Source organism: Streptomyces sp. SD31 (assembly GCF_052068475.1).
Classification (GTDB): domain Bacteria; phylum Actinomycetota; class Actinomycetes; order Streptomycetales; family Streptomycetaceae; genus Streptomyces.
Window position 1 is genome coordinate 358,817 of sequence record NZ_JBQHCX010000007.1, and the last position, 13,296, is coordinate 372,112.

At 69.4% G+C, this 13,296-nt stretch carries 11 protein-coding genes and 1 pseudogene; 7 read left to right on the forward strand and 5 right to left on the reverse strand.

Annotated features, from left to right (window positions below; all coding sequences use genetic code 11):
• The first annotated feature begins 66 nt into the window (after positions 1 to 66).
• The 3 genes from ACTMVF_RS17945 to ACTMVF_RS17955 all read left to right on the forward strand — a co-directional run bounded on the left by ACTMVF_RS17945 (position 67) and on the right by ACTMVF_RS17955 (position 3,430).
• Entirely contained in the window at positions 67 to 546 is a 480-nt protein-coding gene (locus ACTMVF_RS17945; protein WP_441272047.1) for an NUDIX hydrolase, read from the forward strand.
• Between the two features lie 54 nt (positions 547 to 600).
• Entirely contained in the window at positions 601 to 1,410 is an 810-nt protein-coding gene (locus ACTMVF_RS17950) for a 3-hydroxybutyrate dehydrogenase (RefSeq protein WP_441272048.1), read from the forward strand.
• Between the two features lie 76 nt (positions 1,411 to 1,486).
• Positions 1,487 to 3,430, forward strand: a complete 1,944-nt coding sequence (locus tag ACTMVF_RS17955) for a helix-turn-helix domain-containing protein (protein WP_441272049.1) — start codon at positions 1,487 to 1,489, stop codon at positions 3,428 to 3,430.
• Between the two features lie 61 nt (positions 3,431 to 3,491).
• Here ACTMVF_RS17955 and ACTMVF_RS17960 read toward each other — a convergent pair whose 3' ends face one another.
• Entirely contained in the window at positions 3,492 to 4,877 is a 1,386-nt protein-coding gene (locus tag ACTMVF_RS17960) for an MFS transporter (protein WP_441272050.1), read from the reverse strand.
• A 214-nt stretch (positions 4,878 to 5,091) separates the two neighbouring features.
• Between ACTMVF_RS17960 and ACTMVF_RS17965 the strand changes: the two genes are divergently transcribed.
• The 3 genes from ACTMVF_RS17965 to ACTMVF_RS17975 all read left to right on the forward strand — a co-directional run bounded on the left by ACTMVF_RS17965 (position 5,092) and on the right by ACTMVF_RS17975 (position 8,681).
• Positions 5,092 to 7,542 (forward strand): hypothetical protein, encoded by a 2,451-nt coding sequence (locus ACTMVF_RS17965; RefSeq protein WP_441272051.1) that lies wholly within the window; start codon positions 5,092 to 5,094, stop codon positions 7,540 to 7,542.
• A 146-nt stretch (positions 7,543 to 7,688) separates the two neighbouring features.
• Positions 7,689 to 7,934 carry a hypothetical protein gene (locus ACTMVF_RS17970; RefSeq protein ID WP_441272052.1) on the forward strand — a complete coding sequence of 82 codons (246 nt, stop codon included), beginning with the start codon at positions 7,689 to 7,691 and terminating at the stop codon, positions 7,932 to 7,934.
• A 57-nt stretch (positions 7,935 to 7,991) separates the two neighbouring features.
• Positions 7,992 to 8,681, forward strand: coding sequence for a hypothetical protein (locus ACTMVF_RS17975; protein ID WP_441272053.1), 690 nt, complete (start codon positions 7,992 to 7,994; stop codon positions 8,679 to 8,681).
• A 139-nt stretch (positions 8,682 to 8,820) separates the two neighbouring features.
• On the opposite strand, the gene ACTMVF_RS17980 is transcribed toward ACTMVF_RS17975, so the two are convergent.
• The 3 genes from ACTMVF_RS17980 to ACTMVF_RS17990 form a co-directional block, all read right to left on the reverse strand.
• The gene (locus tag ACTMVF_RS17980; protein WP_441272054.1) at positions 8,821 to 9,192 is read right to left on the reverse strand and encodes a peptidase inhibitor family I36 protein; all 372 of its coding nucleotides are present in this window, start codon (positions 9,190 to 9,192) and stop codon (positions 8,821 to 8,823) included.
• Positions 9,193 to 9,620: 428 nt separating this feature from the next.
• Positions 9,621 to 10,571: a hypothetical protein gene (locus ACTMVF_RS17985; protein ID WP_441272055.1), complete on the reverse strand. Its 951-nt coding sequence runs from the start codon at positions 10,569 to 10,571 to the stop codon at positions 9,621 to 9,623.
• A gap of 2 nt (positions 10,572 to 10,573) precedes the next feature.
• Entirely contained in the window at positions 10,574 to 11,071 is a 498-nt protein-coding gene (locus ACTMVF_RS17990) for an effector-associated constant component EACC1 (protein WP_441272056.1), read from the reverse strand.
• Between the two features lie 384 nt (positions 11,072 to 11,455).
• On the opposite strand from ACTMVF_RS17990, the gene ACTMVF_RS17995 reads away from it, so the two are divergent.
• Positions 11,456 to 12,139 (forward strand): alpha/beta fold hydrolase, encoded by a 684-nt coding sequence (locus ACTMVF_RS17995; protein ID WP_441272057.1) that lies wholly within the window; start codon positions 11,456 to 11,458, stop codon positions 12,137 to 12,139.
• A gap of 18 nt (positions 12,140 to 12,157) precedes the next feature.
• On the opposite strand, the pseudogene ACTMVF_RS18000 reads toward ACTMVF_RS17995, so the two are convergent.
• Positions 12,158 to 13,279: pseudogene (locus ACTMVF_RS18000) on the reverse strand (IS630 family transposase).
• Positions 13,280 to 13,296 lie beyond the last annotated feature (17 nt).

Below are 13,296 nucleotides of genomic sequence, written 5' to 3' on the forward strand. Positions count from 1 at the left end.
CGCACGCCTGTCGTAGGAGCCGGAACTCGCCGGGGGCGCGGCCAACGGCCCGTTAGGGTCGAGGTCATGGCTACTCCTGACTTCATTCGTACGATCCGGGCCTCCGCCGGCCACCAGTTGCTGTGGCTTCCCGGGGTCAGCGCCGTCGTCTTCGACGACGAGGGGCGGGTCCTGCTGGGGCAGCGCGCGGACAACCGCAAGTGGACGGTGATCAACGGCATCCCGGACCCGGGCGAGCAGCCCGCGACGGCTGCCGTGCGGGAGGTGTACGAGGAGACGGGTGTCCAGTGTGTCGCCGAGCGCGTCGTCCTGGTCCGGTCGGGGAATGAGGTCACCTATCCCAATGGCGACACGTGCCAGTTCATGGACATCACCTTCCGCTGCCGGGCCGTGGGCGGCGAGGCACGGGTGAATGACGACGAGTCGCTGCAGGTCGGCTGGTTCGAGGTGGACGCGCTGCCTGCGATGGACGAACGCCAGCTGTTCCGGATCAAGCAGGCGCTGTCCGACGAACCCACATGGTTCGAGCCTATGAGTTCGGACTGAAGTATGTGCTGTGACCATATGTGGCCTGGCGAGGGTGCGGCCTAGGGTCGTGCCATGACCCCGCCCAGTACCCTCCCGGCTGACGGCTCGTCCCCGGCCTCGCCGCTCGACCTCGGTGGCCGTACCGCCCTCGTCACCGGCGCGGCCGGTGGCATCGGCCGCGCCTGTGCGCTGCGGCTCGCGGCCGCAGGGGCCAAGGTGAGAGCGGTCGACCGGGACGCCGCGGGGCTGGAGGCCCTTGCCGAGAGGGCACGGGGCCTCGCCGGCGCCGTCGAACCGCACGTCCTCGACCTCACCGACCTGGACGCCGCCGAACTCGCCGCCGCGGGCACCGACATCCTCGTCAACAATGCCGGGCTGCAATTGGTGCGCCCCATCGAGGACTTCCCGGCCGATGTCTTCCACACGGTACTCACCGTGATGCTGGAGGCGCCGTTCCGGCTCATCCGTGGTGCCCTGCCCCATATGTACGGACAGGGCTGGGGCCGCATCGTCAATGTGTCCTCGGTCCATGGGCTGCGCGCATCGGCCTTCAAGTCGGCCTATGTGGCCGCCAAACATGGTCTGGAGGGACTCTCCAAGACCGCCGCCCTGGAGGGCGCACCCCATGGCGTCACCTCGAACTGTGTGAACCCCGCCTATGTGCGCACCCCACTGGTCGAGAAGCAGATCGCCGACCAGGCCCGGGCGCACGGTATCCCCGAGGAGCGGGTGCTGTCCGAGGTGCTGCTGCAGGACAGCGCGGTCAAGCGGCTCATCGAACCGGAGGAGGTCGCGGAGGCCGTGGCGTATTTGTGCAGTCCGCAGGCGTCCTTCGTGACCGGTACGTCGCTCGTACTCGATGGTGGCTGGACCGCGCACTGAGCGTGCCGGTGCCGACGGAATTCCGAGTTATCCACAGGGCTGACGGGGCGGCGGTGCGATGAGCAATCCTGTGAGCATGTCCCGCGATCACGTGCAGTCCACCTCGCGTTCCGCCGCTGCCGGAGCGCCCCTGAGCAGCGCCGAGACACCGTTTCTCGAGCTGCTGGCCAGGGGTACGTCCGCCGACGCCTACGAGCAGCCGGTGCTGCTCGCCCGCGCCGAGGGCAGACCGACCGAGTGGATCGTCGCCCTCGAACAGGCCAAGCTGCTCGCGCTGCGCGTGCGCTCCGAGCTGGAAGGGCGGCGCAGGCGCGAGGCGGAGCTGTCGGCCCTCTTCGAGACCGCCCACGACCTGGCCGGTCTGCGGGACCTGGACGCCGTACTGCAGGCGATCGTGCAGCGCGCCCGGTCGCTGCTCGGCACTGACGTCGCCTATCTCAGCCTGAACGACCCGGCCAGGGGCGACACGTATATGAGGGTGACCGAAGGCTCGGTCGCCGCCCGGTTCCAGCAGCTGCGGCTCGGCATGGGCGAGGGCCTCGGCGGACTCGTCGCGCAGACCGCCCGCCCCTATGTCACCGACGACTACTTCAAGGACGACCGCTTCCAGCACACCCTCACCATCGACGCCGGCGTGCGCGACGAGGGGCTGGTGGCCATCCTCGGGGTGCCCCTGATGCTGGGGCACCACGTGATCGGCGTCCTCTTCGCGGCGGACCGGCGCGCCCGGGTCTTCGAGCGGGAGCAGATCGCGCTGCTCGGCTCCTTCGCCGCCCTCGCCGCGGCCGCCATCGACACCGCGAACCTGCTCACCGAGACCCGCTCGGCCCTCGCCGAACTGGAGCTGGCCAACGAGATCATCCGGGACCGCAGCGGAGTCATCGAACGGGCCTCGGACGTGCACGACCGGCTCGCCGAACTCGTGCTGCGCGGCGGCGGGGTGCACGACGTGGCCGCCGCGGTCTCCGAAGTCCTCGACGGCACGGTCGAGTTCGCGGAAGCCGACGCCGCTCCGGCCCGGGCGCTGGAGGCATCCCGCGCCGAAGGCCACGCGGTACGGCACGACGACGACTGGATCGCCGCGGTGGTCGCAGGCGGCGAACTGCTCGGCGCGCTGGTGCTGCGTGGCCACCCCGGCCTCGACCCCGTCGACCAGCGCACCCTGGAGCGGGCCGCGATGGTCACCTCGCTCCTGCTCCTAGCCCGGCGCTCCGCCGCCGAAGCCGAACAGCGCGTCCGGGGCGAGCTGTTGGACGACCTGCTCGACGCCCGCGACCGTGACCCGCGACTGCTGCGCGAGCGCGCGGCGCGGCTGGACGCCGACCTCGACGCCGGGCATGTCGTGCTCGCCGCCCGCCTCGACGCCATCGCGGCCGACGCCGACCAGGAGGCCGCCGCCCGCAGACGCCTGTGGTCCGCCGCGTCCCACCTCGCCGCGACCCGGCACGGCCTGGCCGCCGCCCGCGACGGCGGCACGGTTCTGCTCCTGCCCCTCGAAGCGGGGGACACCGCCACCGCCCTGGCCCGCCGCACCGCCCGACATCTCGGCGCGGCCGTCCATGAGGCGGTCACCGTCGGCGCCTCCGCCCCGGTCGAGGACTTGGCCGCACACCCGGACGCCGTGGCCGCCGCCTACGAGGAGGGCCGGCGTTGCCTCGAAGCCCTGCGGCTGCTTGGCCGCTCGGGAGACGGCGCCGCCGCCGAGGACTTCGGATTCCTGGGGCTGCTGCTCGCCGGGGACCGGGACATCGGGGGGTTCGTCGACCGTACGATCGGCCAGGTCGTCGCGTACGACGAACGGCGCGGCACCGACCTGCTGCGCACCCTCGACGCGTACTTCTCCTGCGGGATGAGCCCGGCGCGCACCAAGGACGAACTGCACGTCCATGTGAACACGGTCGCCCAGCGCCTGGAGCGCGTCGGCCGCCTCCTCGGCGACGACTGGCAGAGCCCCGCCCGCACACTGGAGATCCAACTGGCCCTGCGACTGCACCGGTTGTCGGCACCGGGACAGCACTGACCCCCGTACGCGTGGGCGTACAGGGGCCGGTTGCAGGGGTTGGGCCGTGGGGGCCACAGGGTCAGACGGTGTGCGCGTCCGCTGTCCTCGCCGTTGCGTTCTCCGCGTCGGCGGAGGACCCGATACCGGCGAGATCCCGGTGGCGGGTCTCCTTGACGGCGCCCACCGCGATCACCGTCAGGACGGCCGCGGCGATGACGTACAGGGCGATCGGAGTGGAGCTGCCGTAGTCGGACAGCAGCGCGGTGGCGATGAGCGGTGCGGGCGCGCCCGCCGCGACCGAGGCGAACTGGGCACCGATGGAGGCACCGGAGTAGCGCATGCGGGTCGCGAACATCTCGGAGAAGAAGGCGGCTTGGGGCGCGTACATGGCGCCGTGCAGGACAAGACCCACGGTCACGGCGAGGATCAGGTTGCCGAAGCCGCCGGTGTCGATGAGTGAGAAGAACGGGAACATCCACAGTCCGACGCCGACGGCGCCCAGCAGGTAGACGGGACGGCGGCCGATCCGGTCCGACAACGCACCCCAGGCCGGAATGACGGCGAAGTGCACGGCGGATGCGATGAGCACGGCATTGAGGGCGGTCTGCTTGGAGACGCCGGCCGAAGTGGTGGCGTAGACGAGGATGAACGCGGTGATGACGTAGTAGCTGATGTTCTCCGCCATGCGGGCGCCCATCGCCACCAGCACGTCCCGCCAGTGGTGCCGCAGCACGGAGACCAGCGGCATCTTCTCGGCCGCGGCCTCGTGCACGACCTTGCGTGCCTCCGCCTGCGCCAACGCCTGCTTGAAGACGGGCGATTCATCGACAGACAGACGAATCCACAAGCCGACGATCACCAGGATGCCGGAGAGCAGGAACGGTATCCGCCAGCCCCACGTGTTGAATGCGCTGTCCGACAGCAAGGCCGTCAGCAAGGACAGCACGCCGGTCGCCAGCAACTGCCCTGCCGGCGCACCGGTCTGCGGCCATGATGCCCAGAAGCCGCGCCGCCGAGCGTCCCCGTGCTCGGACACCAGCAGCACGGCTCCGCCCCACTCACCACCCAGCGCGAATCCCTGCACCAGGCGCAGCACGGTCAGCAGCACAGGCGCGGCGGACCCGACGGTCGCGTGCGTGGGCAGCAGCCCGATCGCGAAGGTCGCCCCACCCATCAACAGCAGACTCAGCACCAGCAGCTTCTTACGGCCGAGACGGTCGCCGTAGTGCCCGAAGACGAGGGCACCCAGCGGCCGGGCGGCGAATCCCACGGCGTACGTCAGGAAGGACAGCAGAGTGCCGACGAGCGGGTCGGAGTCAGGGAAGAACAGCTTGTTGAAAACGAGGGCTGCGGCGGAGCCATAGAGGAAGAAGTCGTACCACTCGATGGTGGTGCCTATGAGGCTGGCGGCGACGATGCGACGGAGGTTCGCGGGTGGTGGGGGAGCGGTTGCTGGGGAGGCCATGTTCGCCACTTCCTCGTGTGCGGTGGGGACGGGTACGTGTTGGCACACGGTAGAAACACGCAGGTCAGGCGCACATGTGGCGGGGCAACATAGTTCGGGGCGCGGCTATGCGTCGGACCACCATGCCCGCTCGCGGAGCGGCGGCTGAGAGGCTTTGAGAGGGGCGAAATTGGTGCTGTCCGGGAAGCGTAGTTGGGGGTGATTTGACGGTGGCGTGCTGACTCCCAATGTCGTCGCGGTGGTTAGCCCGCATGCCAACACCGGGAAGAACACGACGACCGCCGTCCTCGGCGCCATCCTCGCTTCCGAGCGCGACGACCAGGTCATCGCAGTAGACGCCGACGACGGCACGCTGGGTCGCTATGCCCCCACCTTCAGTACCGGGGCGACCTTACGGGCCTTGGCCGCTCATGTGTCCGAAAACGGCGTCGATATCCGGGGTTTCACCTCCCGTGCGTCCTCTGGCCTGGAGATCCTCGCCGATTCCGCAGCCGCCACCGCACCGAGTCAGCCGCTCGACGCCGTTTCTTACAGTGCCCTTCTTGCTGCCCTCAGCTCGTACGGGGTCGTCCTCAGCGACTGCGCCACCGGGGTGGACGGTCTCGCTGCCTTCGTCGCGCTGACGGGGGCTGATCAGCAGATATTCGTCAGCAGCCTGTCCGAGTCCAGTGTCGCCGCCACCGCCGAGGCTCTGGCGACCTACCGTTACCTGGCCGATAGCAGCCATGTCGTCCTGACCGGAGTACGCGACGGCGACGGCCCCATGCTCGACGCACGTGACGCTGCCGCACAGCTGGATGGAGCCTGCCGCAGCGTCGTCATCGTGCCGTTCGACCCACGACTTGCGGTCGACGCCGGCATAGACCCGGAGGGCATGGGGGACGCGACCTGGCAGGCGTACCGTGAGCTGGCGGCGGTTGTCGCGGAAGGCTTCCCGCGAACGAAGTATCGGGGCGTCAACGAGCCAGGCCAGGAAGACAGCCGGGCTGCTGAACCGCCGCCCGGCGAACCGCAGCAGGGGGTCTCCCCGAATCCGACGGAAGACGAGTTTCGGGGTGACGCCAAGCGGGACGGGCGCCGTCGGCCGCAGCTGCCGCGCCGGGGTGGCCCGCGGGCTGAGCTGCCGGGCGGCGACCCGCCCCGAACGCCCAGCTGGAGCGACGAGAACGCCCTGCCGCCGGTGCCGCGCGCCTCGCTCGACCCCCCGCGCCGGCACGAAGACCCCGCACCAACCTCTCAGATGCCGCGAATCGACGACCGCCCGGATCCGGGCTCGGACTCCGGGTTCGCCCGTCCCGGAGCGAACGGACCGCAGAGCACCGGTCAGTTCGACCGCTCGGACATCTCCGGCGCCGGCGCCCAGGACGACTGGCCACAGACGGGTCAGTTCGACTGGCGGCAGCCGTATGACAACAGCTCGACGGGCCAGGACGTCCCGTCCGGCAGCCAGGACCCCGACTCCACCGGGCAGTTCGAGCGCCCGGGGGCCAACAGCGCGGGGGCCGCCGACTTCGGTGCCCCACGTCCACCGGTCCCGCCGCGTCCGCCGCGGCGGCCCGCCCGTCAGGAGCCCGAAGCGCCGCCGCCCGCGACGGATCCCGGCGACGGGCGCACCCCGTTGTACGACGCGCTGGAGACCAAATGGTTCCATGGCGGTCAGCAGGGCCAGCAGGGTCAGCGGCCGGACGCCAACGACTCAGGCCCGGCCGCTCAGCAGCCGCAGACTTCCTCGGCTCCCTCACAGCGACCCGCATCGACGTCCTGGCGTATTTCGCCCAACGACGAACTCGGCCGCCAGGCAGAACGCGCCAGGCGGCCGGCGGCGGGTGGTGTCACCAGCTCCGGACTGCCACGCCGGATGCCCCGGGCGAACCTCATCGCGGGCACGGATCAGCAGCAAACTGGCCCGCAGACCTCGCGTGCGCCCGAAGACGTACGCGGACGGCTGTCCAATCTCCGCCGGGGCATCGCGCGGGGCCGCAAAGCAGCAGCTGGCACGAATGAGCCGGTTGGCGCGCAGGGGGAAGCAGGCCAGGACAGGGGCGCCGGTGCGGTAAGCGGTTCGGGATCGGGTCCGCGTCGCCCCCTAGAGCGTGGCGGGTTGGTCGACAGCAACACTGCTGCGTCGCCGCCCGACCAGACCGCCAGACCAGCCACGACAACGCCTCGGCTCCGGGCGCAGTCGCCGCCGGCTCACACAGAGGTGGTCGATGAGCTGTCCCAACCGCACCACCTCATTGCCGAACTGGCGGAACAAGCTGCCCCCGGCCGCGAGATCCCGCTGCACGTTCAGATCACCCGAGAGCCTGGCCAAGGCCAAGGCAGTGTCCGCATGCGGCCGTTCCCACTGCCCGAAGAAGGCGCACAACTGACGATCACCGTCTCCGCGCCGGGCCTAGAGGCACTGGGTCACCTCACACAGGAACTCACCGTGTACCCGGGCCGGGACTCCGACGCCCTGTACTTCGGTTGCAGCTTCATCCCGTTCGCGATGACCGTAGTGGAGCCGACGGCGGCTGGCTACGGCGGCGTACAGGTGCCCAGTCGAGGCGGCTCCAACTGGCCCCGTTCTGTGAAGCCGCCTCGACGGGGCCGGAAGTGGCCGCCAACGAGCAGCAAGGACTCTCTGGGTGGGGCTATTTCAAGCAACCCTCGGCGTTTGTGATCTTCACAAAGTGGGGCCGCTCCGGGTCGCCTTGGCGGAGCCAATTGGCGCCGCCGTAGCCACCCTGGACGGTCATCGAACTCGTCGACCGCGCCGTGAGGGTCCTGGAGCAACTCCACGACGACCGCCTGCTCTTCCCTCGGTCGATGACTGTCCGCACCCTCGAGCCTGCCCCGGCCGAGATTCGCGTGGAGGGGCTGAACCCGAACCGGTTCATCGGGCGCATCAAGGCGTTCATCGACTGGGCGAACGCGACGGCCACCCGGCTCGGCCGCCCGCACGAGCTGATTCCGGCCGATCCTCACGGACCGATCACGCTGCGCCGTCTGCGTCGCACCGTGGCCTGGTTCGTCTACCGCCGTCCCGGCGGGCGCATCGCCCTCGGTCTGTAGTACGGACATGTCGGAAGCTCCCTGGCCGAGTCGTACGGCGGGCGCACCAAGGCCGACATGCTGGAGATCCTCGACTTCGAGAAGACCCTGGCCCTGGCGGACGCGCTAGCTGAGGCCAGCGACCGGCTATCCGCCGGAGAAGCGGTCAGCGGGCCGGCCGCCGACCGCTACATCGCCGCCGCGGACGAGTTCAGCGCCCGCTACGCGGGCGGATTCGCCACCAAGGGCCAGATGAAAGCGCTGCGGAACAACCCCCGGCTGCAGATCTTCGAGGACCCGCAAGCACTGCTGACCTGCAACCTCGATCCCTACAAGGCGCTGTGCGATCCCGACCTGGCCAAGGACACGAAGCCGTCCCTACGCACCCCGAACTGGAACCGCCGCAACCCGGCCTGCGCGAACATCTCCCGCACCGACACCCACATGCAGCGGGCCTGGTCGGCGACGGTCATCCATTCCATCGGGGTCAGGTTCCGTCGAGGTCGTCGAGCAGGCGGGCGAGGTCCGGTGGTCAGGGGGGGGCCGGGCTCCGGAGAGTTCCTTGCGGGGCCATCAGCGCCAGGTGAGGATGCCGTCCTTGGCGTGGGCGGCGGCGAGGTGCGGGCCGGTGGGTTCGCGGCGGGGGCCGTGGGTGGCGTAGATGTGCTCGTGCTGCCGGTCAGTGCGGCCGCCACCTGCTCCGGCCGTACGTCGTCCGGGTCCGGTAAGTCGCCGCTGAGGGCGTGGAACTCGCGGTTGGAGGCGTAGGGCGCGGTGAGCTCGGTCACGACGGGAGCCGAAATGTCGTGGTTGGGGGTGTGGAGGAAGGCGATGAGGATCGCGCGGGCAACTAACGCCGTAGCCCCCGACCGCGGGGTGCGGTCGGGGGCCCGGTGCGGGAATCCGGTCAGCAGACCTGCATGCCGTCGACGAGGGCGCCCTGCGGGAAGGCGGTCATCCTCTCGGGCGCCGTGGAGGTGGCCACGACCTGCCGCCCCAGCGGGGTCGTCGTGTAGAACGTGGTGACTGTTCCGACTGACTGGCGGTTGTCGTAGGAGCGGATCGCGCCCGCCCAGCCCTTGTCCGCCAGATCGACGTAGGTGCACTTGGAGAGATCCAGCATGTTGCCGGTGAGGAGGGCCCCGGTGTACAGGCAGATGTCCCCGCTCTCACACGAGCCGTCCTCCTCCGCACTGGCCGTCGGAGCCAGCGCGACCCCTCCTGCGAGCAGCGCCGCTGTGGCCACCGCCAGGCCGATTCCTCGAATACGTGAACGCATGTTCTCGCCCCCGATGTGATTCTCCGTGGTGGATGCTTCTGACACTCGTAAGCTAGCTGCGCCCAACTCCACTGTGGGACTGGCGAGTTACAGGTTGCCCCGGTGACGATTCCATGGTTCTCCCGGGTATGCGAAGACCCCCGGCCGGAGCCTGGAGTGCCGCGTCCGTCACGCATTCGGGCCGTACTGCTGACTGCGGAACAGCGGTGGTCCCTTGCCCTGGTGTAGCCGATCAATTGGCCGTTGTGCCGGGTAGTCCGGGGGTGCCTTCGGGTAGCTCACGCGGATCCTGCGACGAACAGCCGACGACATGCTCACGTCCACACGTGAACGCCGACACCGACTCTCCCTGAGTAACTGAGCACCCCGCACCGTCCGCCACGCCGCTGCGGCCGCCGCGGGAGAGGACGAGGCCATTAGGCATCGGGTCAGGAAGCGGGCTGGGGCGGCTCTCCAGCCGTCTGGGACGGATCGACGCGGTAGGGCGCGAAAGCGGCGTCAGCGGCCGGAGCGTAAGCCTTAGTGGACATACGTGTAACCAGCTTCCACATGCGGCGTTCGTCTTCCAGGCTCTTGGGGAGGGCGAGCCCAAGCCCCTCTGCCAGAGGCTTGCGGCCCAGGTTGACCAAGGCTCGTACGGATGCGGCCCATTCGTCTGTGGCGGCTACTGCGGCGTGGTACCAGAGTGGGGTCAGGGCAATCAGGCAAACCCCAGTGAGGACGAGCACTGGTCTGTGGGCGTGGGAGGCAGAAACCGAGGCAAAGGCGGTGACGGCTACGGCCGCGTGCCCGTACAGCAGAGCCACGAAGAAGTCGACGCTTGTGCGCGCGGTGACGACCTGTTTGGTGGCCGGCTCCGGGGCGGCGCTCGCTAGTTCGTTCCACAGCACCTGAGTGTCGAGGCGGTAGCGGTCGTGTCCGTACTCCTCGAAGCGGCGTATGGCGTTGCCGAGCCGGGTCGGGGCGATCTGTTCGTCGCTCACCGGATAACGGCTGAGTTTCTCCCGGAGCAGGGCACGTCGGATGGGCGACGTGAAAGCCGGATCAGCCAGGCGGTCGACTGTCTGTTGGCGCCGGGACCGCTGTACCCGGCAACCTCGTTCGTAGGCGCTAGCCGGCCACAGGGCATACCCCTCCAGGACGCGGTAGAGGGGAGTCTGCAGGGCGTTCAGAACAAGTCCGAGCAGGACAGCGGCCACAAACAACACGAGCGCGGTGGGGCCGCCGGTTGCCGGCCACAGAGAATCCAGCAAGGTGGGGCGGTGCAGATTTGGGGCAACGGCGAGCGTAAATACAGCAAGGTTGAGAGCTGCGGGCAGGATCCACCCCACCAGCAATGCCCAGCCGCCTCCGAGCACACCTTTCGCGATGTCTCCCACGGTCACTTCTCCCGGAGGTCCAGCCAGTCATCATCATCTGGGTCGAGCGGAGGCCCGGGAGGGGTGTGACCGTCTGCTGTGATGCTGCCGAGAGAGGGCTCGGAAGAGGCATGACTATCCTGTGTGGTGATCTCGTCTGCGGTGGCAGTCGATTCGTCCCGCTGTCGGCTCCCGGGTACCGCCAAGACGCGGCTGAGCTCGGCTGCGTCCTGAGGGCTCGAGACCGTGAGGACTACCCTCTGACCCGAGGAGCCCTGAATGGTGACCTCGAGGGGTTTCCTCCGCGAATGCAGCCAGACTGTGACCGCTTGGACCACCGAGGCGAGTGCCGGGGCCGAAACACTGGTCACTCGGATCTGCGGCAGTGAACCGTGAACGGCATCGGGCGGCGGAGCACTGACACTGACATGGATGTGCCTCGCAAGCGAGTGGTCGTGCCGGAGCCAGGCCGCCAGTGAGGCCACTTCGGACTCGTCAGGAAGAGAGATGATGAGGTCCACGCCGCCCCCGTCCAGTGATGACCTGATCGCCCAGTCAGCATAAGGCCCCGTCCGTCGACGGCCCCGGCTGCTAGGTCTCAACTGCCAGATACATCAGGCGCGTTCGCCTGCCGCAGTACTTGATCGGCCAAGAGACGCTTCTTGAGCGTCCCGTCCGGCAGGGGGCCTCTTCACAGTCTCTGTCGGCTCGCCCTCTGAATCCCGTGTCTTCCGCCAGGCGGAGTCGTCACGAAAGGGCGGCTAGTGTTGTGACCGCGTAGGTTCGCCGGGTTGGGTTGGGTCGAGCCGCCGCTTTCAAAGATCGCACTCTGGCCGGAGCCCGGTGTCAGAGCCTCCCGGTAGCGTGCCGGCAACCAGATCCGACTCCTCTCCGGGAGAACCCCCGTGGACATCCTGCTCATCGCTGGCTTGTGGCTCGACGGATCCGCATGGGACGACGTCGTGCCCGAACTCACCGCGCTCGGCCACCATCCCGTGCCGCTCACCCTCCCAGGCCAGGGCGACGGCGCCGCTTCCGCGACGCTTGACGACCAGATGAAAGCGGTGCTTGCCGCGGTTGACGCGGCGCCCGGAAAGCCTCTGGTGGTAGGGCACTCCGCAGCATCGACCCTGGCCTGGCTGGCCGCCGACGCACGACCGGAGAAGGTGGCCAAGGTCGCCCTGATCGGCGGCTTCCCCGCCGCCGATGGACGGGCCTACGCCGATCACTTCGCGATCGAGGGCGGCGCCATGCCCTTCCCGGGTTGGGATCCTTTCGAGGGCGCGGACGCCGCTGACCTGGACCAGCAGGCCCGGGACCGCTTCGCGTCCGCCGCCGTTCCTGTCCCCGAGGCGGTCGCCAGGGGAGTCGTGCGCCTGACCGACGAGCGCCGCTTCGACGTCCCCGTTGTGGTTGTCTGCCCCGAGTTCGCCCCCGCCCAGGCCGAGGAGTGGATCGCCGCCGGTGAGAGTCCTGAACTCGCCCGCGCTGCCCACCTTGAGTACGTGGACCTCGACTCGGGCCACTGGCCGATGGTCACCCGCCCCCGCGAACTCGCCCGCGTCCTGGCAAAGGCTGCCAACTCCTAGCGGCGCCTGGTTGGGTGGTCAGGCCGCGGTCGGTAGTGGTCTGCCGCTCCAGCGGAGGCCCTTCTCGCTGCGGATGCGGGCACGCTCCTTGCGCTGGGCCGCGAGAACATCGGGATGGCGGGCGTTGGCGTTCCGCCGGCGCAGGTAGGCGTGCAGAGCCCGGGTCTGCACGGTGTGGTTGCCGTGGTTGGAGTTGGCGACGGTGAACTGCCGCAACGGCCCGAAGTCCGCCTCGATCGGGTTGGCCCAGGACGCGTAGGTCGGGGTGAAGCACAACTCGACCTTGTTCTTGTTCGCCCAGCGGCGGATGCCGGCGCCTTTGTGGGCGGAGAGGTTGTCGAGGATCACGTAGATCGGGGCGGCCGTCCGGGCGGGCGGCCCGGATCGACTTCAGTGCGGCCAGGGTGTTCGCGGCACCCTTGTTCCTGCGGTTGGCGCCCCACAAGGTGTCGTCGCCGACCGAGTAGCAGCCGTGGAAGTAGCGCACCCCGTGGGTGCGGTGGTAGGTCGCGGGATGCCGCTCGGGCCGGCCCTGCTCGGCCCAGCACGACCCGGCGGTGGGCCGGATCCCGAGCGGCCCGAACTCATCGGACGCGAACACCCGGTCCGGGAAACGCTCCAGCACCTCCTCGATCCGGTCCAGCTTGGCGTCGCGCTCCGGGTCGGGCGACTCCTTCCACGTCTTGGTCCGCTGGAACGTGATGCCGCGGCGGGCGAGCAGGCACCGTAACGCCTCTCGTCCGATCCTGATCACGCGGCCGTGCACTTTCCGCAGGTAGGCGGCGAGTTTGCGGATGGACCAGCGGGTGAAGGGCTGACCGAGCTTGGTCGGGCGGGTAGTGGCCGTCTCCACGACGAAGTCCTCGTCGTCAGCGCTGAGCAGGCGGGACGGCCTCCCGCCCACCGAGGGTCCAGGCAGGCCAGGCCGATCTCGTTGAACCGATGGATCACGTCGCGGACGGTGTCCTCGTCGGCTTGCACCAGCCTGGCGATCACAGGCACCCGGTTGCCGCCGGCCGAGGCGAGCAGCATCATGGCGCGCCGGTATCGCACCGAGCTGGTGCTGCCCAGGCGCACGATCTGCTGCAGCTTCAGCCCTTCCCGGTCGGTCAACCTGCGCACACGGACAGGTTCAGCCACCGCACCCCCAGCACTCG

What these genes read in the sequence shown, in the direction of transcription:
- ACTMVF_RS17945 (WP_441272047.1), top strand. Translation starts at nt 67, where the DNA reads ATGGCTACTCCTGACTTCATTCGTACGATCCGGGCCTCCGCCGGCCAC.
- ACTMVF_RS17950 (WP_441272048.1), top strand. Translation starts at nt 601, where the DNA reads ATGACCCCGCCCAGTACCCTCCCGGCTGACGGCTCGTCCCCGGCCTCG.
- ACTMVF_RS17955 (WP_441272049.1), top strand. Translation starts at nt 1,487, where the DNA reads ATGTCCCGCGATCACGTGCAGTCCACCTCGCGTTCCGCCGCTGCCGGA.
- ACTMVF_RS17960 (WP_441272050.1), bottom strand. Translation starts at nt 4,877, where the DNA reads ATGGCCTCCCCAGCAACCGCTCCCCCACCACCCGCGAACCTCCGTCGC.
- ACTMVF_RS17970 (WP_441272052.1), top strand. Translation starts at nt 7,689, where the DNA reads ATGACTGTCCGCACCCTCGAGCCTGCCCCGGCCGAGATTCGCGTGGAG.
- ACTMVF_RS17975 (WP_441272053.1), top strand. Translation starts at nt 7,992, where the DNA reads ATGCTGGAGATCCTCGACTTCGAGAAGACCCTGGCCCTGGCGGACGCG.
- ACTMVF_RS17980 (WP_441272054.1), bottom strand. Translation starts at nt 9,192, where the DNA reads ATGCGTTCACGTATTCGAGGAATCGGCCTGGCGGTGGCCACAGCGGCG.